We start from the raw sequence: 24,200 nt of genomic DNA, 5'->3' as shown, positions 1-24,200 counted from the left end.
CCATGCAGATTCTTGTCGTCCGGGATACGCAAACGCCGGTTCGCCAGATTGAGGTCACGCCTTGGCGCGTGTTCAAATGGTTAAGTGTGCTGGTCACATTGCTGGTGATTCTGAATCTGGTGGCGAACTGGACTCTGGAAATGCTCGGCCTGGATGAGGCAACACAGCAACGTGCATTGTCTGAGGCTCAGTACGAGCGCAAGCTGGTAGAGCTGGAGGCTCAGCTGGCTGAGTTGCATGCGCGGCTGAAAGGCCTGGATGCGACGCGCCAGCAAATGCTGCAGGATCAACCGGGATTGCCGGGGGGGCAGCCGGCAGGTGTTGTGCCACTCTCTGCGCCGACTACGATGCCGGAGGCACCCGTAATAATGCCGCAGGCGCAAGGCGGTCAGGGCGGCCCGATGATAACCACGATGGTTCTATCACCGCCGGATCGCTCCTTTGCAACCCGTTTGCACCAGCTGGAGTTGGCGTCTCTGGATATTCGTTCGCACTCGGAGCGCGTATCCGAGCAGATGACAACGCTACAACAGTTTCAGATGGCCTCGCCGACCGGTTATCCATTACCTTACCAGGCGCTGGTCACCAGTGCACCGGGCTACCGAATGGATCCGTTTACCGGAAGAAGCAGCTGGCATGCCGGCACGGATTATGGTGCTTATCCGGGAACGCCGATTCTTGCGACCGGCGATGGTTATGTGATTCATGCGGCCTGGGATGATGAGTTTGGTCATCTGATCGAGATTGCCCACCCGGGGGTGAATATGGTCTCGCGCTACGCGCATGCGCAGGACATCTATGTGAAGCTGGGGCAGCGCGTCGTAAAAGGTGAGGCGATTGCCAGTGTTGGTTCCACCGGGCGCTCAACAGGCCCCCACCTGCATTACGAGCTTCGCTAATCGAGTGGTCTCCGTGTTACCGGGTGCTTGTAACAATTTGTAACGGAACATTGAGAGTGCGTCGCTGACTATCTAAGATTGTTGAAAAATTGCAGTCCGTGATTCTTCAATTCATCCTTTGAATGTCTTCATGAAAGCCCAAAGCATGTTTAACGCACACCTGAAAAAAACATTGTGGTTGGCTATGGCTGCTGCAATTGCTGGATGTGGTGATGGCGGCAGTAGCAATAATACCAATCCCAGCCAGAGTGGATTGGTTGTGCCGCAGGATATTCCCGCAGGATATGACTATCCGGGTGTCAGAAGTGTCTTGCAGGTCTATGCAGACCAGAATGATGTCGTGGCAATGCGGCGGCATTCCTGGAGTTTGTGGGCAGGGATGACGACAGTGTCCGATTCGTCCTATAACGGTGCACCATTGCCAATATGGGAAACGTGGTGCGGTACGGAAGAGGTCTTTGATCGCAAAACCTGTGGTCTTCTCAGTTTGCCGACGCGTCAGTTTGCAGCACCGAATCAGCATGCCCATTTTTTAAGTCAGGGCTTGAACATTGCTCGAGATAATACGCAAGTGGTGTCGTTCAATAAGTACAATCCGGCGGCTGCAAATTTTCTGGCTAAACGCCATGCGCAGAATGGCGCTTTATACGACTACACGAACGGTTCGGACTTGGTGGCATTGAATGCCTCTTGGCCCCAGTTTACGCCCATTGCCGATCGCTCCATCATCGAAGCACCTTACACCCCTTCAAGCGCGGGCGTACAAGGATCTGCCGCGATTGAGACAAAACCGGTGATGCTCTATATCAAGTCAACGGGTTTGACGGCGATTCCGTTGTGGCGGGGTCCGGCGGATAGCTGGAATCTGCAGAATCCCACGCCAGAAACCTGGAAAACCTGTGTACTGATTGACCCGGCAAACACGGGGCCTGCAAGTACGCCGCCGGTCCCGTATGATCCGAACATCCATGCAGGTGTGATTAATCGACAGAACACCGACAACGGACAATCCGGCGAGACACCCGGCTGTGTGTCCGGACAGTATTTGTATGCCCCGATGTCGACGCTATATACCTTCAAAATGACGGCCGATGAAGCGGTACAGTTCAATAAGGCCCAAGGCGGCACAGCGACGGCCGGTGATTATGCCGCCCTGGTCGCCATGCATGTCAGTACCAAGGAAATCAAACATTGGGTCTGGCAGACTTACTGGTGGCAACCTGGTCCGGACACGCTTAATAATTTCCCGGGTAATAAGCTGAACATGACTGATAACGTCAAAGGCTTGTGGCGTAATTTTGCGATGTGCACGACCTGGTATCAGACGCAAGGGGCTACCAGTGACCAGATGAGCGTCTGTTTCAACCCGTATCTTGAAACCTCCCCAACGATTCCTGCCGGCCTGAGCAGCAATTGCATGACCTGCCATGGAACGGCAACCGTGGGGGTGGCAAGCACGAATGCAGCGTTTCCGATTAGCTCGCTGCCGTATCCGCCGCATTACCGAAATCCGATAAACTTTAACGGGCCAGAATTTGCACCCTTTACCAAGACGGATTTTATGTGGTCGATACAGAATAACGCGTCTGCACCCAAATAAGCATGGGCCGGTGCTCGGCAACCTGGTCTAAAACGTGAGGCGGTAGGTGTCGCCCTGCCGTTTACCGATCAGGTTCAGTAGACCGGTCAGCGCTTCTTTCATTTCCGGTGTCGCACTGGCATCGCCCTGACCGTTGACGCCGCGCGGGCCGAAGGTACCCTGTGCCTGTAGAAGCAACGGGCCCTTGCTGGTGCTGAGCACGTAGCTGATCCCTTCGGCGGTCAGATCAGCCAGAACATCGTAACTGCCCAAGGGCTGAATCTGGCTGATCGGGCTGATCAGATCATGCATGCTGACCCGAATGCTGCCGTTGCCGGTGTTTTTTCCGACGGTGAGATCGGTCCAGCGGGCGTGCAGTTGTGCTCGTGGGTGCAGCAGTGTCCAGGGGGCACCAAGGACTTCGAGCATTTCTGCCGGCAGTCGGGCTTCATTGTCCTGCACGCGAACCTCGTTGAGCCCCAGGTAAATCTTTAAGGGTTTGCTCAGCGCCGGGGTCTCGATGCTCAACTGGCAACCCGGATTGAAAGCCTGGCAAGACATCTGCCAGTGTAGACGCTCCGTGATGGCCAGTGCGGGTCGACAACCTTTGCCGTCGAGCGCCGGTTCGGAAAAGCCTATGGCTGCACTGCCTTGCCAGATGCTGCCGGATGGACTGTCAACGAGCACTTTGCATTGGGTGAGTGTACCCACGGATGAAAGTACCCAGCGTGCAGGTAATTGCCAGATGACAACCACGATGATCACCAGGATGATGCCAATCCCGTAGATCCAGCGTGGTGTTTCAGTTTGCTCGAGTTTCAAGCCCATTATGGCGTTGCCTGACTTTGCTGCAGCGTGCCGCGGACTGTGACGCTGCCCGGTTGTTCGCTGGCCTGAAGCGTGAGTTGAATCGGGTAGACCTGCCAGCGTTTGGCGATTTCTTCAAGAAAAGATACCCACTGGCCAAACGGCACCTGTTCCGCCTGAAGCTCGATACGTACGCCTTGATCCAGGTTGAGGCGGAGGATATTGGTATTGATTCCTCGGTTTTGCAGAATGACGCGCATCGTTTCCAGGTCGTTGTCGGTCAGTGGCGGCGCTATCGACGGGTTGGCATTGTGACTCTTGCTATCCTGAACTAGTGATTCGATGGCGGTTAGCTGGGCGGGTTTGAGCGCCAGGCTGGTGCTCAGGTGGTTGATTTGCTGATGCACAATCAGTAACAAAACTAGGCCGAGCAGGGGTAACCCGGCGGTGATGGCCAGTTGACGTCCGTGCTGATGCATCCAGGGACGGACCTGTGCCATAGAAAACGATGGCTTTTGCCGAAGTCGCTGCTGCAGGTTGGCGAACAGGCGCGCCATGCTGCGCTTGATGTCATTAAAATCAACCTGCTGGGTTCTGGCACGTTGCAAGGCGGCGGCACTTTGCCGGCCAAGAATGCTCAGACGCTCGCGAGCCTGTTGAAGCTGCTGACGTAGATTCATGGGCGGGCCTCTTGCCCATGTAATGAACTAACTCCGGCATATGGCAGGAGTTGGTATTCATTGCGGCCGAGCGCGACAACGGCCATGTCTAGTGTGCGAGCCCGTTGCAGCAGCTTATCCGCATCGGGCGTGGCGCTCATATTGCGTAGACGGAAGCGCATGCCATCGGGTTGATACACCAGGTTTTCCAGCAACCCCTCCGGATAGGCTGAGAGCAGCGCCTGCAGACTGGCGGCCATCGGGATGAAGTCACCGCCGGTATCTTTGCCGTTTGCATGAATTTTCTGAGTGGCTTGCTGAATATACGTGGGCAACACCGCTGAATGGTTGGTGACCGGATTGACCAGATTCTGGCGTGCGGCCTCTTCCGTCACCTTATTCCAGCGCCAGTGACTTAAACCTAACGCGGCCAGATACACGATGCTGCCGGCAAGATAGATCGCCCCGGTGTACGCAGCCAGTTTGAGCGGTTTACGCCACAGAGACCATGTAACTTGCGGCTGCCAGCGTACCTTTTGTCGCGTGCGTTGGGCTTTGGGTTTTGAGGGGGCCTGGCGTATTAGATTGATGCCGGTTTTTTGCGCGATCCAGGCCGCGGCCTGAGGCACCACCCATGTCCAATCAAAGGCGCTGGTGTCGCTGGTGCTGGCGTCGAACGCTTCGATCCAGCCGGAGCCCCAGTCGTACCCTTCCCGAACGGCCATTGCCATCAATGGGCCGATAGGGTCGGAGAGTGTCAATAGTGTGGGTGAGTCGGCTGCTGGCTCGGGTAGCAGCAGACAGTCAGGAATCATGCGAATGCTACGCACGGGCAGATCAGCCAGCTGAGTTTCCAGCCAAGACATCCAGGAGGCACTGGTGACAACGATCGTCCGTTCAATGCCACTCGCCCCGGGTTGTGGGGGCAATGCCTGGTAGCGTAACGGGGTGCGCTGATCAATGAGAAAAGGCTCTGCCAGTGTCGGCAACAGTGAGTCGAGTTTCTTGCCGCTGATCAACGGCAGGCGTGTGTGAATCAAACGGACATCAACCGTGGGGAGCAGGATCAAGGCCTCGTCAGCAAAAGGCATGCTACCCACCGGGCCCTCACCGCCGCTAACCCGGTTTCCCGCTTCAACCAAGCACCACCGAAAGCCTTCCGTGGGGGAGGCGAAGTCGATATCAACACCGCCTGTGGGATTCAGGGTCCTCGGGTTGATCGGGCAATAGATAAGCAGCAGTCGGCTCATTCTTTCAACGTACTATAGAAGCGGGTGCTGATGATTTGTGTGAGGGTTGAAGCGTTACCTGGTGATGCTGGACCGGCAGCTCGGCGCAAGATGGATTGTCCCACATACAAGGCCTCTCCAAACCGAACTTCGGAACGTGTAATAAAAAAACTACTTTTCGTATCAATGAGTTTTGTTTCACCTGACTGACTGACACCAAGCCGAGTCAGTAGGTTATTGACCTCGATGGCTGATTTCAGAGGCGTTTCTAGGCGAGCTGCCGCAAATGAGGTGGCCTGGCCAGCGCTCATTCCTTGAAATAACGCTCTCAGGACGTCTGGCGTTGCGGTGTTGACGTTAATCATGGTGGCATCTGGCAAAGCAACCAGATTTGGGCGTAGCCGCCGGACTGTTGCTTCGGTGAAACCGCCGAAACCCGTCAGTTCGTTGATATCACGGAAACGAAATCCGGATTTGCTCAGATAATTGGCAACCGTGAGTGCCAGAGTCCGGTCCGTGCCACTATTTTCCAACAGCCGTTGAAACACCGCCAGGGCTTGTGCATTGGTCTGGCCCCCACCATCCACCAGGCTATTCAGGTTAAAGCGGCTCTGCGCATCAGTGACCTGACCCACAAGGGATACGTGTCTGATTTCCTGCGGGATATCAATGCCGCGTAAAAAATCGGCAATTTTCGTGTCGGCCAGAGGAATTGCCCAGGGCTCCCCGAGGTGATCGTTGCCCGTGGCACGGCTGTCTTCAGCCAGAACAAAGCGCGCGAAATCCGTGGCTGAAATGTGTAGCCATTCCGCCTGGCGACGATCCCGCTGATACTCCAATTGGCGGATTGACAGGTGCTGTTGCCAGATCAGACTGGCGAGAATGATGGTTGCCAGGACCATGACAATCATGGCGGTCAGGGTGGCAGATCCCTTTTGACGGGTTTGCGGCTGCGGCCTCAACGGAAACCTCCTGCCAGGCAAATCCGGGTGACCGCCTGCTCATTGCCCGGTTGATTAGCCGCCAGGTTCCAGCGGATTTTGAGGCCTTTGACGGGCGATGTTTTATTCGGAGCGTCTGACAAGACGGTGACATCCTGGCGCACGATCTGGCTGCTGATTAACTGCAGATCCGCCTGACCGAAACCGGCATCCGGTGCCGTTGTCAGGCTGCGCCAGGCTTCGGCAGCTTTGTCCCGGTTCGGGAAGACCGGTGATAAGAGTCGGTAGAGTCCATCGGTCTGTTGCCGATACCCGACCAGTTGCCAGGCCGGTATTGTGCCGTTTGCATCATGACGTAGCCACCAGACACTCCGGCTGCCCAGTGCGACCGGTTGGGCGACCTGATCATCCGTCACCACCATCGACAGGCAGTCCCGATCCAGGAGGGTGAGGGCGTATTGGAGGTCACGTTGCTGTGCAGCATGCGCCTCCAGGCGCTCTTTGCCACGTACCAGGCCGTCCAGGCCGCGCCAAGCCATCAGCCCGATGATGGCCATGATGACCAAAGCCACCATCATTTCGATGAGGGTAAAGCCCCGGGCGCTTTGTCTGGTTCTATTAGCGGGCATCAGAAATTACCACCGCGAGTATTTGGCAGCAGTGCCGTAAGCCAGGCCAGTTTTGTCCGGTTTTCCGTTTTGGCACCATCATCAAGATAGACGGTAATGTCGATGCGTTTGAAGTTCGGGTTGGCGCTGTTGGAAACCTTCTGCTCACAGAGCAGCGGCAGATTGGCTTGAGGGCAGGGCAAGCTGCGCGTGCCAACTTCCGGCCAGGCCTGTTGCATGTAGAGTTCGTTCAGAGTGTTGTCGGCGCTTATGAGCGCCAGACTTCGGGTCATCACCGCCTGCTGCGTATCGGTATCACTGCTCAGTGCGCGCATGGCGGCAATAAGGACAATGGCCAGAATCGCCATACCAACCAGCACCTCAATCAGTGCCATCCCGCCTGAAGAAGGGCGCCGTCGCCGTGCCCCGGTCACTGTGTCATCTCCAGATGAAAACGGCCAAAACGATCCCGAGCAATCAGAGCGCGTTGCTGCTCATAACTGAACATCAGATTTTTTGGTTCCGGATAGGCGTCATCACCTAATTTCAGTTCTTGAGGACTGGTTTTGAGCGGGATTTCCCAGGCAACCGGTGCAAAGGCTTCAGGTTGGTTCAGCGGTTGCGCATTTTCAAAGCGGTCGATCCGGAAGAATCGCCAGCCTCGCTGATCGACAACCACCCATAAAGGGCTGCCACGGCTTAGAGCTTCATCCTGGGCAAAGTTAAGCGTCGCTGTTAGTCGCTCCAGGCCGGATTTCCATTGCTGGCCTTCACGATTCGGCAGCGCCAAGCTGGCCAAACCGGCCAGCATGGCAACAATCACAATAACAACCAGCAGCTCGATCAGCGTAAAGCCGCGGGATTTGCGATGCAAGGGACTTACCAGTTGCCGATATCGCTATCGTTGTCTTTGCCACCGGGTTTACTGTCGGCACCAAGACTAAATACGTCAATCTCGTTGTTATGTGTACCGGGGTTCGTGTACTGATACGGATGTCCCCACGGGTCTTGTGGCAGCTTATCCAGATAACCACCAACTTTCCAGTTCATGGGTGCCGGATCGCTCGAAGGTTTGACCACGAGTGCGTTGAGCCCTTGTTCTGTGCTCGGATAGCGGCCGTTGTCTAGCTTGTAGAGCTTCAGGGCTTGCACCAGGGTGGCAACGTCGTGCTTGGCCGAAACCACTCGGGCTTCATCAGGCCGCCCCATGATCTTGGGAACGACCAGCGTGGCCAGAATACCAATGATCACGATAACGACCATGATTTCGATCAGGGTGAATCCTGCTGAAGCATTTCGACGTTGTAAGCGGGAGAGAAGAGGTTTCATAAGCGCCATTTGAAAGTGATCTTGTTTGATTCTAACAACCTTTATCGGAGACTGCACCTCATGATCCAAATCGTAAAGCGGCCGGCTGTCAAAAAAAATTAAAAAAACCATCTACAAACCGTAACACGTCTTTTTTAGGGTTATGCCTTGCGTGGTTCAAAAGCCATCTGATCAATCATCGTGCACAAAGGAGTGCTTTCATGGGTAACCCGATCGATAACAACGACCTGCCGTCCAACCTAAGCGACAATGAACACTTTCAAACAGTGGTTCAGCGTGTCATGACCCGTCGCGGCTTCATCAAGACCGGGGTCGGCGCAGCGGCGTTGACATTTCTCTCGGGCGGCTTAGCAGCATGTGGCGGTGGCAGTAGCTCAAGCACGGCACCGGCAACCCAGTCTACGCTGGGCTATGGTGCGGTTGCGGCCTATACGGGTGATGGCGTGAGTGTTGCCAAGGGCTACACCGCGACGCCATTTGTGCCTTGGGGCACACCATTGTTCAGCAGCGGGGCGGGTTCAACCTGGAAGGGTGATGGTAGCGAGACCGCTGCAGACCAGTTGCGTCAGGTTGGTGATAACCATGATGGCATTCACTTTTTCTCGATGGATGGCAAAACCAGTGACGAAGGCTTGCTGGTGATGAACCACGAGTACAGCACCACCGTGTCACCAGACTACAAAAACTATCTGACACTTTTCGGTGCCACTGCTGCGCCAGCCAACACGCTGGATCGTGTTAACAAGGCCATTAATGCCTGGGGTTGCTCGGTTATTCACATCAAGCGTACCGCGGGTAAATGGAATGTGGTCCTCGATTCAAAGTACAACCGTCGTATTACTTCAGCGACCTTAATGACCTTGACGGGCCCTGCAGCGGGACATGCGCTCTTGAAAACCACTGCAGATGCAACAGGTACCCAGGTGCTCGGCACCATCAATAACTGCGGTAACGGCTTTACACCGTGGGGTACTTATCTGACCTGCGAAGAAAACTGGAACAACAACTTTGGGACAACAGTTGATCCTTCGGTGGATGGCCGTTCCGCCGCCCAAAAACGTTACGGCATCACATCTGGAACAACGGGTTATGGTTGGGAGGTATTCCATGACCGTTTCGACTACAAGAAAGAGCCGAATGAATCCAACCGGTTTGGTTGGATTGTAGAGATTGACCCGTTTGATCCGACCTCGACACCGAAGAAGCGCACTGCATTGGGCCGTATTAAGCACGAGAACGCTGCCTATCGCATCAATACCGATGGTCGCGTCGTTGTCTACATGGGTGACGATGAAGCCAACGACTACGTCTACAAGTTTGTCTCAACGGGTAAATATATTGCCGGTAACGCGGCTAACAATCGTGATCTGCTGGATTCGGGTACGCTGTACGTTGCCAAGTTTAACAGTGGTGCTGCCACAGGCGACATGATGGGCACCGGTGTGTGGATTCCTTTGACAACCAGCAATACACTGTTGTCCGGGTTTGCCAGCCAAGCTGAAATTCTGGTGAATACCCGTTTGGCGGCTGACGCCGTTGGTGCTACGAAGATGGACCGTCCGGAGTGGGTTGCTGTTCACCCGACCACGGGCGAGGTCTACGCGACGATGACCAACAACTCGGGCAGAACCACGACAGACGATCCGAATCCCCGTGCTAAGAATATTTACGGGCAGATTGTGCACTGGCGCGAAACCGGTAATGATGCAGCCGCTTTGACGTTCGATTGGGATTTGTTTGTTTTGGCCGGTAACCCGACAGTTACGGCTAATAAGGGCACTCTGAATGCAGGTAGCAGCAATGTGACCGCCGATAACACCTTCAACAGCCCGGATGGTCTGGGTTTTGACCAGTTCGGTCGCCTCTGGATCCAGACAGATGGTAAGTACAGCAATAGTGGTGATTACGCCAACCAGGGCAACAATCAGATGTTGGCGGCGGACCCGTCCACCAAGGAAATACGTCGTTTCCTCGTAGGACCGAAGGAGTGTGAAGTGACCGGCCTGACATTTACACCGGATAGCAAAACCCTGTTTATCAACATTCAGCACCCGGGCGAAGGCGGTAATAGCCATTGGCCAGAGGGTGGGGCTGCGCTGCCGCGCTCGGCAACCCTGATTATCACCAAAGATGATGGCGGGGTAATTGGTAGCTAAGTTGAGATGCGTCTCAAAAAGCCGACCCGAGTGGTCGGCTTTTTGTTAGTGCTGGCTGAAAATGTGCGCAAGAAGGCCAGCGTAATCCATTTGTACAGGCGTAAATAAAGGTTTTGGCTATTAAGAATTTTATTGGTTAATGCAGATAGGCAATTTGCCATCCTGTAATGCCTGCGGCCATGATGAGTATGACGGGGTTGATTTTGGATTTGAGCAAAAGTAGCCCCACAACAAGGGCTATGGCGCAGGATTGCCAGTTGACGAGTGCTTCTTTGGCAATGGTGTAGACACCTGAACACATTAGGCCTATGGAAATCGGTTCCAGCGCTTGTTGCAGGGAATGTCGCCAGGGCGTATCGCCAATGCGTGTCCAGAGCCGACCTGCATAAAGACAGAGAATGCTGGAAGGTATGAAAAAGGCCAGCGCAACGATAAGTGCACCCATCAGACCATCGATCATCTCGCCCATGATGAGCACGGCTAGCATATTGGGGCCGGGTGCAAGCTGCCCGACGCTATAGGCGTGTACAAATTCGGTTTGAGAGAGGTTGAATTGCTGGTGAAGCAGGTTCTGCATTTCTGGCAGCACGGCAGAACCACCGCCTACTGCGAGTAACGACAGCATGGAAAAAACACTGGCAAGTTGTATCCAGGTTGTCATGAAATGTCTCTTTGTTGATGTGACTCTGACGGTCTGTAAATAAATAGTGCGAGCGGCAGCAAGGTGACCAGTACCAGATAAAGCGGCCATTTGAGGATGCTCATCAGCACGAAAGTTAGCACCAGCAGCGCGAGAGATTTGCGCTTTTTAAAGGTGCGCTCGCCCAGGTTCCAGGTCACTATCGCGAGCAGTGCAGCGGCTGCTGCCGCAATTCCACCCAGTACATGATTGGCCATGGGGTGGTTACTATTAAGGCTGTAGAGCAGGCCAATGCTTAAGACAATCACGGCACCGGGGAGTAGCAGGCCTATGCTTGCAGCCCAGGCGCCAAGAGCACCACGTAAGCGGTCTCCCATGAGGATGGCAATGTTGACTGAATTTAAACCAGGCATAGTCTGGCTGATCGAGAGCATGACGATGAATTCGTCGTTGTCGATCCATCGATAGCGTGTAACGAGGAGTTCTTTTAAATACGCGACGATACCGCCGCCAAAGCTAATAGCGCCTACAACAAAGAATTGCCAGAAGATCTGGTGTAATGAGATCTTTGGCAGTTCAGGACTATTCTTTGCTGCCATACATCATTGCGGTTTTAGTGGTGCCCAGGGCGATGTCTTTGGCGAAAAACTGCTGGAGTTTTTTGAAGAATTCGTCAGCAAGACGATGGACTTCGATATCTTTCCGATTGCTTTTATGCACACTGTAGGCAAAGGCCAGTTCGCCAATCATGGGTTCGCCGACGGTATGAAACCAGATGGCGATTTCGCAATGGGCATGTACGTTGCTTGAGAATGCGATATTGCCCAGGGTGACACAGGCTTCAAGCACTTTGTTTTTGGCGTTACCTACAATACGCAATTTCTGATCGAAGGGGAGGTTAACCTCGGCTAAACCGGGGAAAATTGGGACTAGTGCAGAGAGCTTGCGGGTAGGTATGCGGTCGATAGTAGCGACCTGGTCGAGGATTACGTTATGAGAATACAATCGGCGTATAGAGCCAATTGGACCATCTTTGAGGATTTCTTCTTTAAAACGTATGCGGAATGGGTAGTCTGTTTTAGGGATCGGGTTAAGTTGCCAGGCCCGGTCGATATCTTCCGAGCGGCATTTAAAAGTCACTTCGCACCAGTCATCTGTCCAGGCTTCTTTGCGTGATTCTCGTACCCGCATAATGAGCTTGTTTCGCAGGAAAGCATTATCGAGTGTGTCGACAAAATAAATATTACGCATGCCGCTGTTGATGGTTTCAGGGGCAGTAAATAGCAGACCACTTTCCTCGCAGAGGTTGTGGATTTCCGTTTGCAATTCAGTAATGCGATGTCGGCGATCCAACCCTCGTGGCTTGAGGAGCAGTTTAAACTCTCGGTTGGTGATGCGCTTATCAAGCTTGTTCAGTGGATCTGAGGGCTTCGCATTTTTTGCCATGGCGGTTCTGCTGGACAATAAGATGGTTCAGTCTAACATTGCTGTATCTGGTTCGTTATTTCGGGTGAATTGTTCCATATGTCTTTTCCCATAGAGAGTCGTGAAGCCCGCGGTATCCGCACCCTACACTTTGGCTCTGACTGGGTGCAGGGAGCCATGCGCGTTAATCGTCCCTGGGATCTGGAACTGGCCTATACGCGGGATATGATGGCAGCGCTGCTGTTGTCGCCAAAGTGGCCGGCCATGCCGGTGTCAATTCTGCAGATTGGCCTGGGGGCCGGATCATTGACCCGTTTTATTCACCGGTATTTGCCGGATGCCCGCCAAACGGTGGTGGAGTTGTCACCTGCCGTAGTGAGTGCTGCGCAGCAGATGTTTCAACTGCCGTCACTGTCTGAGCGTTTGATGATTGAGATTGGCGAGGGGGCTGGTTGGTTGGCAGAAGCGACTCAGTGTTTTGATTTGATCCTGGTGGATGGCTACGATGCCGATGCCAAGACCGGCAGTCTTGAATCAACGGCTTTCTATCAGAGCTGTCTTACGCATTTGAACCCGGGTGGGTTGCTGGTGACCAATCTGTTGAGTCGTAGCCCGAGGTTTCTGGAAACCGGCCTGACGCTGAATGCAGCTTTTGAGGGGCGGGTTTGTTTTCTGCCGCAAACTCCGGGGGGCAATATGATTGCCCTTGCGGCTGGTGCTGATACCCAGTGTCTGGGTGAGAGTGAACTTCGCACCCGTGCGGCCCTTTTGGCGGATTCCTGCAATCTGGATCTGCTGCCAATGGTAGAGCGCCTCATGGCCGAGGCAGGTGGGTTGCCTTTCGGAGTGCGTATTACCAGCTAATGGGCTCGGTGGCGCTGATACAACGCGTCATCAGCTGCACCATAGGCGCAGCCCGCTGTGAAAAGCGCACGATGACCGGCGCGTTCATGTCTTCTTCGGCATTCAACTCTTCCGGCCAGATGACCGGGTTGGTGACTTTATCGGCTTCGATGGCCGTTTTGAGGCGCTCCAGATAGGCCGGGAGCTGGGCCGTGCTCATTTCTCCCTTGTTGGATAAGCCGAGGGTGTCGAGTAGGGTCTGGGCATTTTCGCCAAACATGATGACGCTGCCCTGGGTGGGGGAGTGAAACTTGATGAGGCTCATGTGCGCGGTGTTTCCGTTGTCTTGATTTCAGCTTTGACTTTAATGGTCTCTTGAACCGACATGAAGTCAGGGATTTCGATATTTTCCCGCTGCAGAATGGCTTCGATTCTTTGTGCGTGTTTGATGAGCCAGGCTCTTCGGAACAGAACCGACATGTTGATCATCGAAGATGTGGCAAGTGCAACGGCAAACAGTCCCGAGAGGGCAATCACAATGGCGATAAACTTCCAACCCGTAGGCATGACCTCTGTGACAATACCCATGGTGGTGTAACAGCTGCCCGCAAACATAATGGCTTCTAAGGGGTCTTTGATGAGCGACAAACCGTTGAGTGCCACGCCCCACAGAACGATCACCAGAATTTGAACCACCATGAGGTAGGTGATGGCCGCAAAGTAATGATGAAAGACCCCCGTGGGACGGTTTCGGTTCAGGCAGATCCGGCCACGAATCTCAAAGTTGATCGTAATCCGGCGGAGAAAAAACACATTGATCCACAGTGCTGAGAGCAGACCAAAGATGCCCAAGGGTAAATTCTTGAAGAACGGAATCAGTTCAAGTGTGTGAGGCGAGGCTAAGGTTTCCATCGATCAGATATCCGTTTTAAAGATGATTTAGGCTGTTTCAGCCGTCATGCCACTGTGACGCAGTAAAGCATCGACCTGCGGATCACGGCCACGGAAGGCGCGGAAGGATTCAATGGCCGGGCGCGAGCCGCCCACCGACAGGATTTCCTTGAGGAACTGGCCACCGGTAACAGGGTCGACTGGATTGCCACTTTCTTCAAACGCGGCGAAGGCATCCGCCGAGAGCACTTCGGCCCACTTGTAGCTGTAATAGCCCGCCGCATAACCTCCGGCGAAGATGTGCGAGAAGCTATTGGGGAAGCGATGCCAGGCCGGTGGGTGAATGACGGCGACTTCCTGGCGGACGGTGTTGAGCACAGTCATGATCGGGGTGCCGCAGGTTGCATCGCTATGGATGAGCAGATCAAACAGCGCGAATTCCAGCTGACGCAGGGTGAAGAGACCGCTCTGGAAGTTCTTGGCGGCCAGCATCTTGTCGTAGAGCCCACGTGGCAACGGTTCGCCGGTATCCACATGGCCGGTCATGCCTTGCAGTACCGACCATTCCCAGCAGAAGTTCTCCATAAATTGTGAGGGGAGCTCCACAGCGTCCCACTCCACGCCGTGAATGCCGGAGACGGCGAGGTCTTCTACCTGGGTCAGCAGGTGATGCAGGCCGTGACCGGTTTCATGGAAGAGGGTGATCACATCATCGTGCGAGAAGGTGGCGGGCTTATCACCCACCGGTGCCGGGAAGTTGCAGTTGAGGTAGGCCACGGGTGTCTGGATCCCAGAAGCAATGCGACGACGGGTGAGTGCTTCGTCCATCCAGGCGCCGCCGCGCTTTTCTTCGCGGGCGTAGAGGTCCAGATAGAACTGGCCGATGAGCTGGCTGTTCTGGGTGATGCGGAAGAAGCGCACGCTCGGGTGCCAGACGGGTGCCTTATCCGGCGTGATTTGCACACTAAACAGGCGTTCGATAACACTGAACAGCCCCCCTAGGACCTTGGGCTCCGGGAAGTACTGTTTGACTTCGTCATCTGAAAAGCTGTAACGGGCCTGTTTGAGTTTCTCGGAGATGTAGGCGATATCCCAGGGCTCAACGGTCTCAAAGCCGAGTTTGGTTTTGGCGAAGGTGGTGAGTTCAGCGAGGTCGGCTGCCCCGTAGGGTTTGGCACGTTGTGCGAGGTCACGCAGGAAGGCCATCACCTGCGGCACGTTCTCGGCCATCTTGGGCACCAGCGACACTTCGGCATAGTTCTGGTAGCCGAGCATCTGCGCCATTTCTGAGCGCAGCTTGAGAATCTCATCGATCAACGCGGCGTTATTCCATTCGGGTTTGCTGGCGCAGTCGGCAAACTCACTGGCGCGCACGGCATAAGCGCGATACATCTGGGCACGCAGTGGGCGGTGGCTGGCGTATTGCATCACCGGCAGGTACGAAGGCGCGTGCAAGCTGAAACGCCAGCCGGGGATACCCGCTTTTTCAGCTGCGGCTTTTGCGGCAGCTTGAACATCAGCAGGCAAGCCGTCGAGTTCGGCTTCGTGGGTCAAGTCCAGATGAAAGGCGTTTGTGGCGTCGAGTAGGTTCTCCGAGAACTTAGCGGCCAATTGCGATAGACGTTCCTGCAGCGCCTGGAAACGTGGCTTCTCGCTATCGGGCAATTCGGCGCCTGAAAGACGGAAATCACGGATCTCATTCTGCAAGATGCGTTGACGCGCCGGGCTTAGCTTGGCGAATTCGGCGCTGGCCGCCATGGCCTGATAGCGTTTGAAGAGTTCGAGGTTCTGCCCCAATTCGGCGTAGAAGCGGGTGACTTCAGGCAGCAGGGCATTGTAGGCTTCGCGCCAGGGCGGAATGTCGTTAACGCTGTGTAAATGGCCGACGATGCCCCAGGCGCGCGATAAGCGCTCCAGGCTATCCTGCATGGGTTGCGCGAAGTCGTTCCAGGTGGCCGGTACTTTGGCATCCAGCAGACGCTCGATTTCGGCCCGTGATTCGGTGAGCAGTTGGCTGATGGCCGGTTGTACATCGGTCGGCTGGATGGCGTCAAAGCGGGGAAGCCCCGCAAAATCGAGGAGTGGATTCATGTCGGGGCTTCCTGTGTTGTTTTTGTTGTGTTTCCGGAGAAATTACTCGGTGACCTTCTGTCCGGTGAGCTTTTCAAAGGCTTCGTGGTACTTAGCAGCCGTTTGTTCAATCACCTCTTGGGGTAATGTGGGGCCGGGGGCCTTTTTATTCCAGTCCAGTGTTTCCAGATAGTCGCGGACATATTGTTTGTCGTAGGACGGCGGGTTGCTACCCGGCTTCCAGGCATCGGCTGGCCAGAAACGTGATGAATCCGGTGTGAGGATTTCGTCGATCAGGTGCAGCGTGCCTTTGTCGTCGATGCCGAATTCGAACTTGGTGTCGGCGATGATGATGCCCTTGGTGGCGGCATAGTCGGCAGCAGCCTGGTAGAGGGCAAACGCGGCATCACGGGCTTCGGTGACCAGTTTGGAACCGGTTTTGCCTGTGCCCTGGAGTAGGGGGTTCAATTCCTTGTCGCAATGCGCCTGCGCCTGCTCGAAGGAAATGTTTTCGTCGTGGTCGCCGACTGCGGCCTTGGTGGCCGGCGTAAAGATGAGTTGCGGCAGCTTGTCGGCCTGCTTGAGGCCAGCCGGTAGTTTGATGCCGCAGACGGCACCGGTGTCTTGATAGTCTTTCCAGCCCGAACCGATGATGTAACCGCGGACAACAGCTTCAATCGGCAGCGGGCGCAGACGCTTCACGACTACCGCACGATTGCGCACCTGGGCGCGCTCGTTCTCGGCAACCACCGTTTCCGGGTCGATGTCGGTGCTGTGCGTGGCCACAATGTTCGCCAGTTTCTTGAACCAGAAGCTGGCGGTTTGCGTGAGCACTTTGCCCTTACCCGGAATCGGGTCCGGGAGAATCACATCGAATGCCGACAAGCGGTCGCTGCTGACGACGAGCAACTTGTCATCGCCCACGGCGTAGATATCGCGCACCTTCCCCTTGGCGATCAGGGGCAGGCTCTGGATGGTCGATTCGAACAGGGCTTGAGACATAAGGATTACCGGAAAAAATTAACGGACAACTTGATTAAGTTCGCCCTTGGCGTACTTTTCAGCCATCTTGTCGAGACTGATCGGTTTGATTTTGCTCGCCTGGCCGGCGCAACCAAAGGCTTCGAAGCGGGCTTCGCACACCTTCATGGCGGCTTCACGCGCCGGCTTGAGGTATTCGCGCGGGTCGAACTTGCTCGGGTGCTCAACAAAGAAGCGACGGATTGCCCCGGTCATGGCCAGGCGGATGTCGGTGTCGATGTTGATCTTGCGCACGCCATGCTTGATGGCTTCCTGGATTTCCTCCACGGGTACACCGTAGGTTTCTTTCATGTCGCCACCGAACTCACGGATTTCGGCCAGCAGTTCCTGTGGCACGGACGACGAACCATGCATGACCAGGTGGGTGTTCGGGATGCGGGCGTGGATTTCCTTGATGCGCCAGATGGCGAGGATGTCGCCGGTGGGCTTCTTGGTGAACTTGTAGGCACCGTGGCTGGTACCAATGGCAATGGCCAGGGCATCGCACTGGGTGGCCTTGACGAAGTCAGCAGCCTGATCCGGATCGGTGAGCAACTGCTCCATGGTCATCTTGCCTTCGGCACCGTGGCCGTCTTCTTTGTCGCCGGTCATGGTTTCCAGTGAGCCGAGCACGCCGAGTTCTCCTTCAACCGAGACGCCGATGCTGTGCGACAGTTCAACGACCTTGCGGGTCACGTCGACGTTGTATTCGAAGGAGGCAACAGTCTTGCCGTCTTCCTTGAGCGAGCCGTCCATCATCACTGACGAGAAGCCGGAACGGATGGCACCCATACAGACGGCTGGGCTCTGGCCATGATCCTGGTGCATGACCACCGGAATCTCCGGGTAGGCTTCCAGTGCGGCCAGGATCTGGTGGCGCAGGAAGGGCTCGCCGGCATATTTGCGGGCGCCCGCCGAGGCTTGCATGATCACCGGCGCATCCAGCCTCTTCGCGGCTTCCATGATGGCCCAGACCTGCTCCATATTGTTGACGTTGAATGCGGGCAGGCCGTAGTTATGTTCGGCGGCGTGATCAAGCAGTTGGCGCAGCGAGACGAGGGACATAGGAATCTCCGTTGGGCAAGGTGCCGGGTGAAATGTTTCAGAGTTAACCGGTGAGATCGGGGGTGGCGTGATCCCCGACATGAACAATCTTGAGCGTGTTGGTGCCGCCGGGGGTGCCGATGGGTTCACCGATGGTCATGACGACCAGGTCGCCACGTTCAACAGCGCCCTGATCCAGTAGTACGGTTTCGGCATCGGCCAGCATCATGTCGCGATCCGGTTGGCTGCGTGGCATCAGCATCGGGTACACATCACGGAACAGTGTCATGCGGTTGCGCGAACTTTCATCGGGTGTCAGCGCAAAAATGGGCACGCCACAATTAAGGCGGCTCATCCACAGCGCGGTGGCCCCCGATTCGGTAAGTGCGGCAATCGCTTTAACTTTGAGGTGATGCGCCGTCCAGATGGCGGCCATGGCAATCGATTGATCGACCCGCGTGAAAACACGGTCGAGGAACTCACTTTCCAGCATCACCGGGTAGGTACGCTCGGCTTCCAGACAGATGCGGGACATGGCCTCCACGGTTTCCACCGGGTACTGGCCGCTGGCGGTTTCGGCCGAAAGCATGACGGCATCGGTGCCATCCAAAACGGCATTGGCGACATCGGAAACCTCGGCGCGGGTCGGGATCGGTGAGCTGATCATCGATTCCATCATCTGCGTGGCGGTGATGGCGAGCTTGTTCATCTCGCGCGCCATACGGATCATACGTTTCTGCAGCGAGGGCACGGCAGCATCGCCGACCTCGACGCCCAGGTCGCCTCGGGCCACCATGATGCCATCAGACGCTTCCAGAATTTCGGCAAGGTTCTCAATGGCTTCGGTACGCTCGATCTTGGCAATGATCAGGGATTTGCCACCGGCCTTTTTCATGAGCTCGCGCGACAAATGAATGTCGGCTGCTTCGCGTGGGAAAGAGATCGCCAGATAGTCGGCGTTGATTTCAGCCGCCGTGACCATGTCGGCTTTGTCTTTGTCGGTCAGCGCCGGGGCAGAGAGCCCCCCGCCTTTACGGTTGATGCCTTTGTTGTTCGACAGTGAACCGCCGACGTGGACCTTGGTGTGAATTTCGGGACCATTAACGGTAGTCACATGCAGGACGACACGACCATCATCCAGTAACAGGACATCACCGGCATGCACGTCATTGGGTAACTCAGGGTAATCAAGACCCACGCGCTCCTGGCTGCCCAGTGTACAGGCGGCATCCAGAATAAACGTGTCCCCTTTGGTCAGGGTGATTTTGCCGTCAGCGAATTTGCCAACGCGAATCTTCGGGCCTTGCAGATCCACCAGAATGCCGATTGGACGCCGGTATTGCTGTGCCAGTTCACGGACGAGTCTGGCGCGGGCACGATGGTCGTCGGCCGTGCCATGGCTGAAGTTCAGGCGAACCACATCCACGCCGGCAGCGATCAGGGCGCCTAGGGCCTCTGGCGATGAGCTGGCAGGGCCGAGGGTGGCAACGATCTTGGTGCTGCGGAGCATGGGGATCCTTTGGCCTTGGTGTTGGACTTAGCCGTTAGCGCGGGCTTCGAGGGCTGCGATGGCTGGCAGGGTTTTACCTTCGAGGAATTCAAGGAATGCGCCGCCGCCCGTCGAGATGTAACCCACATCATCGGCAATGTTGAACTTGGCGATGGCGGCCAGCGTATCGCCGCCACCGGCGATCGAGAAGGCATCGGAATGAGCAATCGCCGATGACATCATTTTGGTACCACCGGCAAACTGGTCATGCTCGAAGACACCAACCGGGCCGTTCCAGATAATGGTGCCAGCATGCGCGATGATTTCGGAGAGGCGTGCGGCTGTTTTGGGGCCCACGTCGAGGATACGGTCATGAGCCGAGACCTCATCCACGGGAATCTTGTTGGCACGGGCGAGGGCAGAGACTTCATCGGCCACGACCACGTCAACCGGCAGCGGCACTTCGGCGCCACGGGCTTTCATCATGTCCATGATGGCCTGCGCTTCTTTGACCAGTTCCGGTTCGGCCAGCGATTCACCAATGCGGTGACCCGAAGCCAGCAGGAAAGTATTGGCGATACCACCACCGACGATGAGTTGATCGACTTTTTCAGCCAGTGATTTGAGGATCACGAGCTTGGATGAGACCTTGGCACCCCCCACGATGGCGACCATGGGACGTGCCGGGTTTTCAATGGCTTTGGCCAGGGCATCAATTTCGCCACCCATCAGCATGCCGGCGCAGGCAACGGGCGCAAAACGAGCGATGCCGTGCGTGGTGGCTTCGGCACGGTGTGCCGTACCGAAGGCGTCGTTGACGTAAACATCGCAGAGCTTGGCCATTTTCTGGGCCAGCTCTTCGTTGTCTTTTTTCTCGCCCTTGTTGCAGCGGCAGTTTTCGAGCAGCACCACTTCACCGGGTTTGACCTCGAAGCCACCGTCCACCCAGTTCTGAACCAGACGGACCGGCTTGTTTAGCAGCTGACCCAGACGAACGGCCACCGGCATCAGGGTGTCGTCGGCTTTCACTTCGCCTTCGGTCGGGCGACCGAGGTGCGAGGTCACCATGATGGCTGCGCCGTGATCCAGGCAGTACTGGATCGACGGGATCGAAGCGCGGATACGCGTGTCTTCGGTGATGTTGCCGGCATCGTCCTGCGGGACGTTGAGGTCGGCACGGATGAAAACGCGCTTGCCGCGTACATCGACATCGGTCAGCTTCTTGACGTTCATGATCAGGCTCCGAGAGAACGGGTGATTGCGTGGCGCTTATTTGGCACTCATTTAGCGTTGAGCCAGGCGCGGGCGGTGTCCAGCATACGGCAGCTGTAACCCCATTCGTTGTCGTACCACGCCAGAACCTTGACCAGCGTGCTGCCATCTTCGGCCTGGATCACACGGGTCTGTGTGGCATCAAAAGTCGACGAATGCGGATCGTGATTAAAGTCCGATGAGACCAGCGGATCGTTGTTCACGGCCAGCACGTTCTTCATCGGGCCGTTAGCCGCTGCCGTCATCAGGCTGTTGATTTCGTCTTTGGTGGTCGGGCGATCGGTCGTGAAGGTCAGGTCAACCAGTGACACGTTGATGGTTGGTACGCGCAGCGCGAAACCGTCGAACTTGCCCTTCAGCTGCGGCAGCACCAGACCCACGGCCGCAGCGGCACCGGTCTTGGTCGGAATGATGTTCTGGGCAGCGGCGCGGGCGCGACGCAGATCCTTGTGGCGGACGTCTACGGTGACCTGGTCGTTGGTGTAGGCGTGTACGGTGGTCATCAGACCGGACTTGATGCCGACGTTGTCCGACAGAATCTTGGCCACCGGGGCCAGGCAGTTGGTGGTGCACGAGGCATTCGATACCACGGTCATGTCGCCCTTCAGCACGTCGGTGTTCACGCCGAAGACGACGGTGGCATCAACATCGTCGCCGCCGGGTGCCGAGATCAGGACGCGCTTGGCACCTTGCTCCAGCAAGGCTTGAGCCTTGGCTTTCGAGGTGTAGGCACCGGTACATTCCAGCACCATGTCGACCTTGTGATCAGCCCAGTTGATAGCCTTCGGGTCTTTGGTCGAGTAGAAGGCAATCTTTTTGCCATCGATGATGATGCAGTTTTCGCCTTCGGTTTCCACCGAGGTACGGAAACGGCCATGGGTGGTGTCGTATTTCAGCAGGTGGGCGTTGGTCTTCAGATCGCCCGAGGCATTGATCGCGACCAGATTGAATTCGTTCTGCAGGCCCAGCTCATAGATGGCGCGCAGGGTGCAACGACCGATACGACCGAAACCGTTAATAGCAACATTGATAGCCATGGTAAATCTCCGTGTATTTGAATATGAGACTGCAGATTATTTAGAAATCACACCGCGGACGGTGTTAACAACGTTTTCGACGGTGAAGCCGAATTCCTTGAACAGCAGACCGGCGGGCGCCGATTCGCCAAAGCGGGCGAGGCCGACGACGGCGCCGTCCAGACCCACATATTTGTACCAGCCATCCGGGTGACCCGCTTCAACGGCCACGCGCGGCAAACCAGCCGGCAGCACTTGGTCACGCCAGGCCTTGTCTTGCTTGTCGAAGGTAGTGGTCGACGGCATCGACACGACGCTTACGGAAACACCGGCCTCAGCCAGAGCCGCTTGGGCATCCAGCGCCAGTTTCAATTCCGAACCGGTAGCGATTAGCACGGCTTGCGCGTTGGCAGCCGCAGAAACCACGTAGCCACCACGCGCGATATCGGCAGCAGCGGTCTTGTTGGCAACCGGTGGCAGATTCTGGCGTGACAGTAGTAGGGCCGTCGGGCCGTTGTCGTTTTCGATGCCCTTTACCCAGGCGATGGCCGTTTCCGTGGCATCGGCCGGGCGCCAGACATCCAGATTCGGGATGATGCGCAGTGAAGCGGCGTGTTCGACCGGCTGGTGCGTCGGACCATCTTCACCCAGACCAATGGAGTCGTGCGTGTAGACCATGATCTGGCGCACTTTCATCAGTGCCGCCATACGGATGGCGTTACGGGCGTAATCGGAGAACACCATGAAGGTGGCGGTGTAGGGGATGAAACCACCGGCCAATTCAATACCGTTGGCGATGGCCGTCATGCCGAATTCGCGCACACCGTAGAACAGGTAGTTACCGCCTTCGCTGGCGGTGACGCCCTTGGCGCCCTTCCACCAGGTCAGGTTCGAGCCGGCCAGATCGGCCGAGCCGCCCAGCAATTCTGGCAAGTTCGGTGCCAGTGCTTCGATGGCCAGTTGTGAGGCTTTGCGCGTGGCAACGGTTTCCGCTTTGGCCTGCGTGGCGGCGATAAAGTCGGTTGAAGTCTTGGCCCAGTTGGCCGGCAGTTTGCCGGACAGACGGCGGGTAAATTCAGCGGCTTCAGTCGGGAAGGCGTTGCTATAAGCCGCGAAGGTCTTGTCCCAGGCGGCTTCACGTTCAGCACCCGCGGCGCGGGCGTTCCAGGCGGCATACACATTTGCCGGGATTTCAAAGGCGGCATGCGTCCAGCCAATGGCAGCGCGCGTTGCGGCGATCTCGTCGGCACCCAGCGGGGCGCCGTGCACATCGGCCGAGTTGGCTTTGTTGGGCGAACCCATGCCAATGGCGGTGCGACAGCAGATCAGTGTGGGGCGTGCGGTATCGGTTTTCGCCGCTTTGATGGCCGCGTCAAGTGCAGCGGCATCGTGACCGTTGACGTTAGGAATCACCTGCCAGCCATAGGCGGCAAAGCGGCCTGGGGTGTCATCGGTGAACCAGCCTTCAACCTGGCCATCGATCGAGATGCCGTTGTCGTCCCAGAAGGCGATCAGTTTGCCCAGGCCGAGCGTGCCGGCCAGCGAACAGGCTTCGTGCGACACACCTTCCATCAGGCAGCCATCGCCTAGGAAGCTATAGGTGTAGTGATCAACGATCTTGTGACTATCGCGGTTGAATTCAGCGGCCAGCAGCTTTTCGTTGATCGCCATGCCGACGGCATTGGCGATGCCCTGGCCGAGTGGGCCGGTGGTGGTTTCTACGCCCGCGGTGTAGCCATATTCCGGGTGGCCCGGGGTGCGGCTATGCAGCTGGCGGAATTGTTTGAGGTCTTCGATGGTCAGGTCATAGCCGCTCAGATGGAGCAGGGCGTAGAGCAGCATCGAGCCGTGGCCGTTCGACAGTACAAAGCGGTCGCGGTTGGGCCAGGCCGGGTTGGCCGGGTTGTGGCTGAGGTGCTGACGCCAGAGGACTTCGGCGATTTCGGCCATGCCGAGCGGCATGCCGGGGTGGCCGGAGTTGGCCTGTTGGACCGCGTCCATGGCCAGGGCGCGAATGGCGCCGGTAAGTTCGTTATAGGCCGGCGCGGCAGGTGCGGGGCGGGCTGGACGGGTGGGTGCGTTGGCGGCAGACAGTGAAGACACGACAGAGGCCCGGCAAAAGACGCAATTATCGGCTAAAACTCGCTTGGCTGCAAAGGATTGGGGGCTAATGTTCCCATCAAAATCAGAAAGTCTTTTGGGGTTAAGCAATTACCCCAAAGAGTTCAGACGCACCCTGATCAAAGGCGCCCTCATCGACTACGAAAAACGTCGCAAATCGGG

At 56.3% G+C, this 24,200-nt stretch carries 24 protein-coding genes; 4 read left to right on the top strand and 20 right to left on the bottom strand.

All coding sequences use genetic code 11. The annotated features are described in order from the left end of the window. Positions 1-2: 2 nt before the first annotated feature. Both AC3GOJ_RS02190 and AC3GOJ_RS02185 read left to right on the top strand, forming a co-directional pair. Positions 3-899 (top strand): M23 family metallopeptidase, encoded by an 897-nt coding sequence (locus AC3GOJ_RS02190; RefSeq protein WP_488235822.1) that lies wholly within the window; start codon positions 3-5, stop codon positions 897-899. Between the two features lie 130 nt (positions 900-1,029). Next, the gene (locus tag AC3GOJ_RS02185) at positions 1,030-2,499 is read left to right on the top strand and encodes a hypothetical protein (RefSeq protein WP_488235821.1); all 1,470 of its coding nucleotides are present in this window, start codon (positions 1,030-1,032) and stop codon (positions 2,497-2,499) included. A 27-nt stretch (positions 2,500-2,526) separates the two neighbouring features. Here the strand turns inward: AC3GOJ_RS02185 and gspN are convergent, their stop codons facing one another. The 8 genes from gspN to gspG are packed head-to-tail and all read right to left on the bottom strand — an operon-like array spanning position 2,527 to position 8,051. Further along, positions 2,527-3,306 (bottom strand): type II secretion system protein N, encoded by a 780-nt coding sequence (gene gspN, locus AC3GOJ_RS02180; protein ID WP_488235820.1) that lies wholly within the window; start codon positions 3,304-3,306, stop codon positions 2,527-2,529. Next, a complete protein-coding gene (locus AC3GOJ_RS02175; protein WP_488235819.1) occupies positions 3,306-3,965 on the bottom strand; it encodes a type II secretion system protein M in 660 nt (219 codons plus the stop codon). The genes gspN and AC3GOJ_RS02175 overlap by 1 nt, the downstream gene beginning before the upstream one ends. Then, the gene (gene gspL / locus AC3GOJ_RS02170; RefSeq protein WP_488235818.1) at positions 3,962-5,194 is read right to left on the bottom strand and encodes a type II secretion system protein GspL; all 1,233 of its coding nucleotides are present in this window, start codon (positions 5,192-5,194) and stop codon (positions 3,962-3,964) included. Before gspL ends, AC3GOJ_RS02175 begins: the two co-directional genes overlap by 4 nt. Beyond that, on the bottom strand, positions 5,191-6,135 hold the full coding sequence (gspK, locus tag AC3GOJ_RS02165) for a type II secretion system minor pseudopilin GspK (protein ID WP_488235817.1): 945 nt from the start codon (positions 6,133-6,135) through the stop codon (positions 5,191-5,193). Before gspK ends, gspL begins: the two co-directional genes overlap by 4 nt. Further along, a complete protein-coding gene (locus AC3GOJ_RS02160) occupies positions 6,132-6,743 on the bottom strand; it encodes a PulJ/GspJ family protein (RefSeq protein ID WP_488235816.1) in 612 nt (203 codons plus the stop codon). The genes gspK and AC3GOJ_RS02160 overlap by 4 nt, the downstream gene beginning before the upstream one ends. Next, positions 6,743-7,156 (bottom strand): type II secretion system minor pseudopilin GspI, encoded by a 414-nt coding sequence (gene gspI, locus AC3GOJ_RS02155; protein ID WP_488235815.1) that lies wholly within the window; start codon positions 7,154-7,156, stop codon positions 6,743-6,745. The genes AC3GOJ_RS02160 and gspI overlap by 1 nt, the downstream gene beginning before the upstream one ends. After that, on the bottom strand, positions 7,153-7,596 hold the full coding sequence (locus AC3GOJ_RS02150) for a GspH/FimT family pseudopilin (protein WP_488235814.1): 444 nt from the start codon (positions 7,594-7,596) through the stop codon (positions 7,153-7,155). The genes gspI and AC3GOJ_RS02150 overlap by 4 nt, the downstream gene beginning before the upstream one ends. A gap of 5 nt (positions 7,597-7,601) precedes the next feature. Continuing rightward, positions 7,602-8,051 (bottom strand): type II secretion system major pseudopilin GspG, encoded by a 450-nt coding sequence (gene gspG, locus AC3GOJ_RS02145; protein WP_488235813.1) that lies wholly within the window; start codon positions 8,049-8,051, stop codon positions 7,602-7,604. A gap of 200 nt (positions 8,052-8,251) precedes the next feature. Between gspG and AC3GOJ_RS02140 the strand changes: the two genes are divergently transcribed. Beyond that, positions 8,252-10,207, top strand: a complete 1,956-nt coding sequence (locus AC3GOJ_RS02140; protein ID WP_488235812.1) for a PhoX family protein — start codon at positions 8,252-8,254, stop codon at positions 10,205-10,207. A gap of 136 nt (positions 10,208-10,343) precedes the next feature. Here AC3GOJ_RS02140 and AC3GOJ_RS02135 read toward each other — a convergent pair whose 3' ends face one another. Genes AC3GOJ_RS02135 through AC3GOJ_RS02125 form a run of 3 tightly spaced genes read right to left on the bottom strand, consistent with a single transcriptional unit; the run spans position 10,344 to position 12,293 of the window. After that, the gene (locus AC3GOJ_RS02135) at positions 10,344-10,868 is read right to left on the bottom strand and encodes a chromate transporter (RefSeq protein WP_488235811.1); all 525 of its coding nucleotides are present in this window, start codon (positions 10,866-10,868) and stop codon (positions 10,344-10,346) included. Next, positions 10,865-11,446: a chromate transporter gene (locus tag AC3GOJ_RS02130; protein WP_488235810.1), complete on the bottom strand. Its 582-nt coding sequence runs from the start codon at positions 11,444-11,446 to the stop codon at positions 10,865-10,867. Before AC3GOJ_RS02130 ends, AC3GOJ_RS02135 begins: the two co-directional genes overlap by 4 nt. After that, on the bottom strand, positions 11,430-12,293 hold the full coding sequence (locus AC3GOJ_RS02125) for a hypothetical protein (protein ID WP_488235809.1): 864 nt from the start codon (positions 12,291-12,293) through the stop codon (positions 11,430-11,432). Before AC3GOJ_RS02125 ends, AC3GOJ_RS02130 begins: the two co-directional genes overlap by 17 nt. Before the next feature lie 78 nt (positions 12,294-12,371). Here AC3GOJ_RS02125 and AC3GOJ_RS02120 point away from each other — a divergent pair, with 78 nt between their 5' ends. Continuing rightward, on the top strand, positions 12,372-13,136 hold the full coding sequence (locus AC3GOJ_RS02120; protein WP_488235808.1) for a spermine/spermidine synthase domain-containing protein: 765 nt from the start codon (positions 12,372-12,374) through the stop codon (positions 13,134-13,136). On the opposite strand, the gene AC3GOJ_RS02115 is transcribed toward AC3GOJ_RS02120, so the two are convergent. From AC3GOJ_RS02115 to tkt, 9 genes are read right to left on the bottom strand one after another with little or no spacing between them, the layout of a single operon-like run. Beyond that, on the bottom strand, positions 13,126-13,440 hold the full coding sequence (locus AC3GOJ_RS02115; RefSeq protein ID WP_488235807.1) for a DUF1840 domain-containing protein: 315 nt from the start codon (positions 13,438-13,440) through the stop codon (positions 13,126-13,128). The genes AC3GOJ_RS02120 and AC3GOJ_RS02115 overlap by 11 nt on opposite strands. Beyond that, entirely contained in the window at positions 13,437-14,027 is a 591-nt protein-coding gene (locus tag AC3GOJ_RS02110; RefSeq protein ID WP_488235806.1) for a hypothetical protein, read from the bottom strand. The genes AC3GOJ_RS02115 and AC3GOJ_RS02110 overlap by 4 nt, the downstream gene beginning before the upstream one ends. Before the next feature lie 27 nt (positions 14,028-14,054). Beyond that, positions 14,055-16,097 (bottom strand): M3 family metallopeptidase, encoded by a 2,043-nt coding sequence (locus AC3GOJ_RS02105; RefSeq protein WP_488235805.1) that lies wholly within the window; start codon positions 16,095-16,097, stop codon positions 14,055-14,057. 42 nt (positions 16,098-16,139) lie between these two features. After that, positions 16,140-17,078, bottom strand: a complete 939-nt coding sequence (locus tag AC3GOJ_RS02100) for a phosphoribosylaminoimidazolesuccinocarboxamide synthase (RefSeq protein WP_488235804.1) — start codon at positions 17,076-17,078, stop codon at positions 16,140-16,142. Between the two features lie 18 nt (positions 17,079-17,096). Further along, on the bottom strand, positions 17,097-18,161 hold the full coding sequence (fba, locus tag AC3GOJ_RS02095; protein ID WP_488235803.1) for a class II fructose-bisphosphate aldolase: 1,065 nt from the start codon (positions 18,159-18,161) through the stop codon (positions 17,097-17,099). A gap of 43 nt (positions 18,162-18,204) precedes the next feature. Beyond that, entirely contained in the window at positions 18,205-19,650 is a 1,446-nt protein-coding gene (gene pyk, locus AC3GOJ_RS02090; protein WP_488235802.1) for a pyruvate kinase, read from the bottom strand. A gap of 27 nt (positions 19,651-19,677) precedes the next feature. After that, the gene (locus AC3GOJ_RS02085) at positions 19,678-20,862 is read right to left on the bottom strand and encodes a phosphoglycerate kinase (RefSeq protein ID WP_488235801.1); all 1,185 of its coding nucleotides are present in this window, start codon (positions 20,860-20,862) and stop codon (positions 19,678-19,680) included. Positions 20,863-20,909: 47 nt separating this feature from the next. Beyond that, the gene (gene gap, locus AC3GOJ_RS02080; protein WP_488235800.1) at positions 20,910-21,938 is read right to left on the bottom strand and encodes a type I glyceraldehyde-3-phosphate dehydrogenase; all 1,029 of its coding nucleotides are present in this window, start codon (positions 21,936-21,938) and stop codon (positions 20,910-20,912) included. Positions 21,939-21,974: 36 nt separating this feature from the next. Continuing rightward, positions 21,975-24,011, bottom strand: coding sequence for a transketolase (tkt, locus tag AC3GOJ_RS02075; RefSeq protein WP_488235931.1), 2,037 nt, complete (start codon positions 24,009-24,011; stop codon positions 21,975-21,977). Between the last annotated feature and the right edge of the window lie 189 nt (positions 24,012-24,200).

Source organism: Fluviibacter sp., from assembly GCF_057744235.1.
This window is presented reverse-complemented; position numbering and strand designations above follow the sequence as displayed.

Excerpts from the sequence above, each read along its gene's own strand:
- AC3GOJ_RS02190 (WP_488235822.1), top strand. The coding sequence starts at position 3 with ATGCAGATTCTTGTCGTCCGGGATACGCAAACGCCGGTTCGCCAGATT.
- AC3GOJ_RS02185 (WP_488235821.1), top strand. The coding sequence starts at position 1,030 with ATGAAAGCCCAAAGCATGTTTAACGCACACCTGAAAAAAACATTGTGG.
- gspN (WP_488235820.1), bottom strand. The coding sequence starts at position 3,306 with ATGGGCTTGAAACTCGAGCAAACTGAAACACCACGCTGGATCTACGGG.
- AC3GOJ_RS02175 (WP_488235819.1), bottom strand. The coding sequence starts at position 3,965 with ATGAATCTACGTCAGCAGCTTCAACAGGCTCGCGAGCGTCTGAGCATT.
- gspL (WP_488235818.1), bottom strand. The coding sequence starts at position 5,194 with ATGAGCCGACTGCTGCTTATCTATTGCCCGATCAACCCGAGGACCCTG.
- AC3GOJ_RS02160 (WP_488235816.1), bottom strand. The coding sequence starts at position 6,743 with ATGCCCGCTAATAGAACCAGACAAAGCGCCCGGGGCTTTACCCTCATC.
- gspG (WP_488235813.1), bottom strand. The coding sequence starts at position 8,051 with ATGAAACCTCTTCTCTCCCGCTTACAACGTCGAAATGCTTCAGCAGGA.
- AC3GOJ_RS02140 (WP_488235812.1), top strand. The coding sequence starts at position 8,252 with ATGGGTAACCCGATCGATAACAACGACCTGCCGTCCAACCTAAGCGAC.
- AC3GOJ_RS02135 (WP_488235811.1), bottom strand. The coding sequence starts at position 10,868 with ATGACAACCTGGATACAACTTGCCAGTGTTTTTTCCATGCTGTCGTTA.
- AC3GOJ_RS02130 (WP_488235810.1), bottom strand. The coding sequence starts at position 11,446 with ATGGCAGCAAAGAATAGTCCTGAACTGCCAAAGATCTCATTACACCAG.
- AC3GOJ_RS02125 (WP_488235809.1), bottom strand. The coding sequence starts at position 12,293 with ATGGCAAAAAATGCGAAGCCCTCAGATCCACTGAACAAGCTTGATAAG.
- AC3GOJ_RS02120 (WP_488235808.1), top strand. The coding sequence starts at position 12,372 with ATGTCTTTTCCCATAGAGAGTCGTGAAGCCCGCGGTATCCGCACCCTA.
- AC3GOJ_RS02115 (WP_488235807.1), bottom strand. The coding sequence starts at position 13,440 with ATGAGCCTCATCAAGTTTCACTCCCCCACCCAGGGCAGCGTCATCATG.
- AC3GOJ_RS02110 (WP_488235806.1), bottom strand. The coding sequence starts at position 14,027 with ATGGAAACCTTAGCCTCGCCTCACACACTTGAACTGATTCCGTTCTTC.
- AC3GOJ_RS02105 (WP_488235805.1), bottom strand. The coding sequence starts at position 16,097 with ATGAATCCACTCCTCGATTTTGCGGGGCTTCCCCGCTTTGACGCCATC.
- AC3GOJ_RS02100 (WP_488235804.1), bottom strand. The coding sequence starts at position 17,078 with ATGTCTCAAGCCCTGTTCGAATCGACCATCCAGAGCCTGCCCCTGATC.
- fba (WP_488235803.1), bottom strand. The coding sequence starts at position 18,161 with ATGTCCCTCGTCTCGCTGCGCCAACTGCTTGATCACGCCGCCGAACAT.
- pyk (WP_488235802.1), bottom strand. The coding sequence starts at position 19,650 with ATGCTCCGCAGCACCAAGATCGTTGCCACCCTCGGCCCTGCCAGCTCA.
- AC3GOJ_RS02085 (WP_488235801.1), bottom strand. The coding sequence starts at position 20,862 with ATGAACGTCAAGAAGCTGACCGATGTCGATGTACGCGGCAAGCGCGTT.
- gap (WP_488235800.1), bottom strand. The coding sequence starts at position 21,938 with ATGGCTATCAATGTTGCTATTAACGGTTTCGGTCGTATCGGTCGTTGC.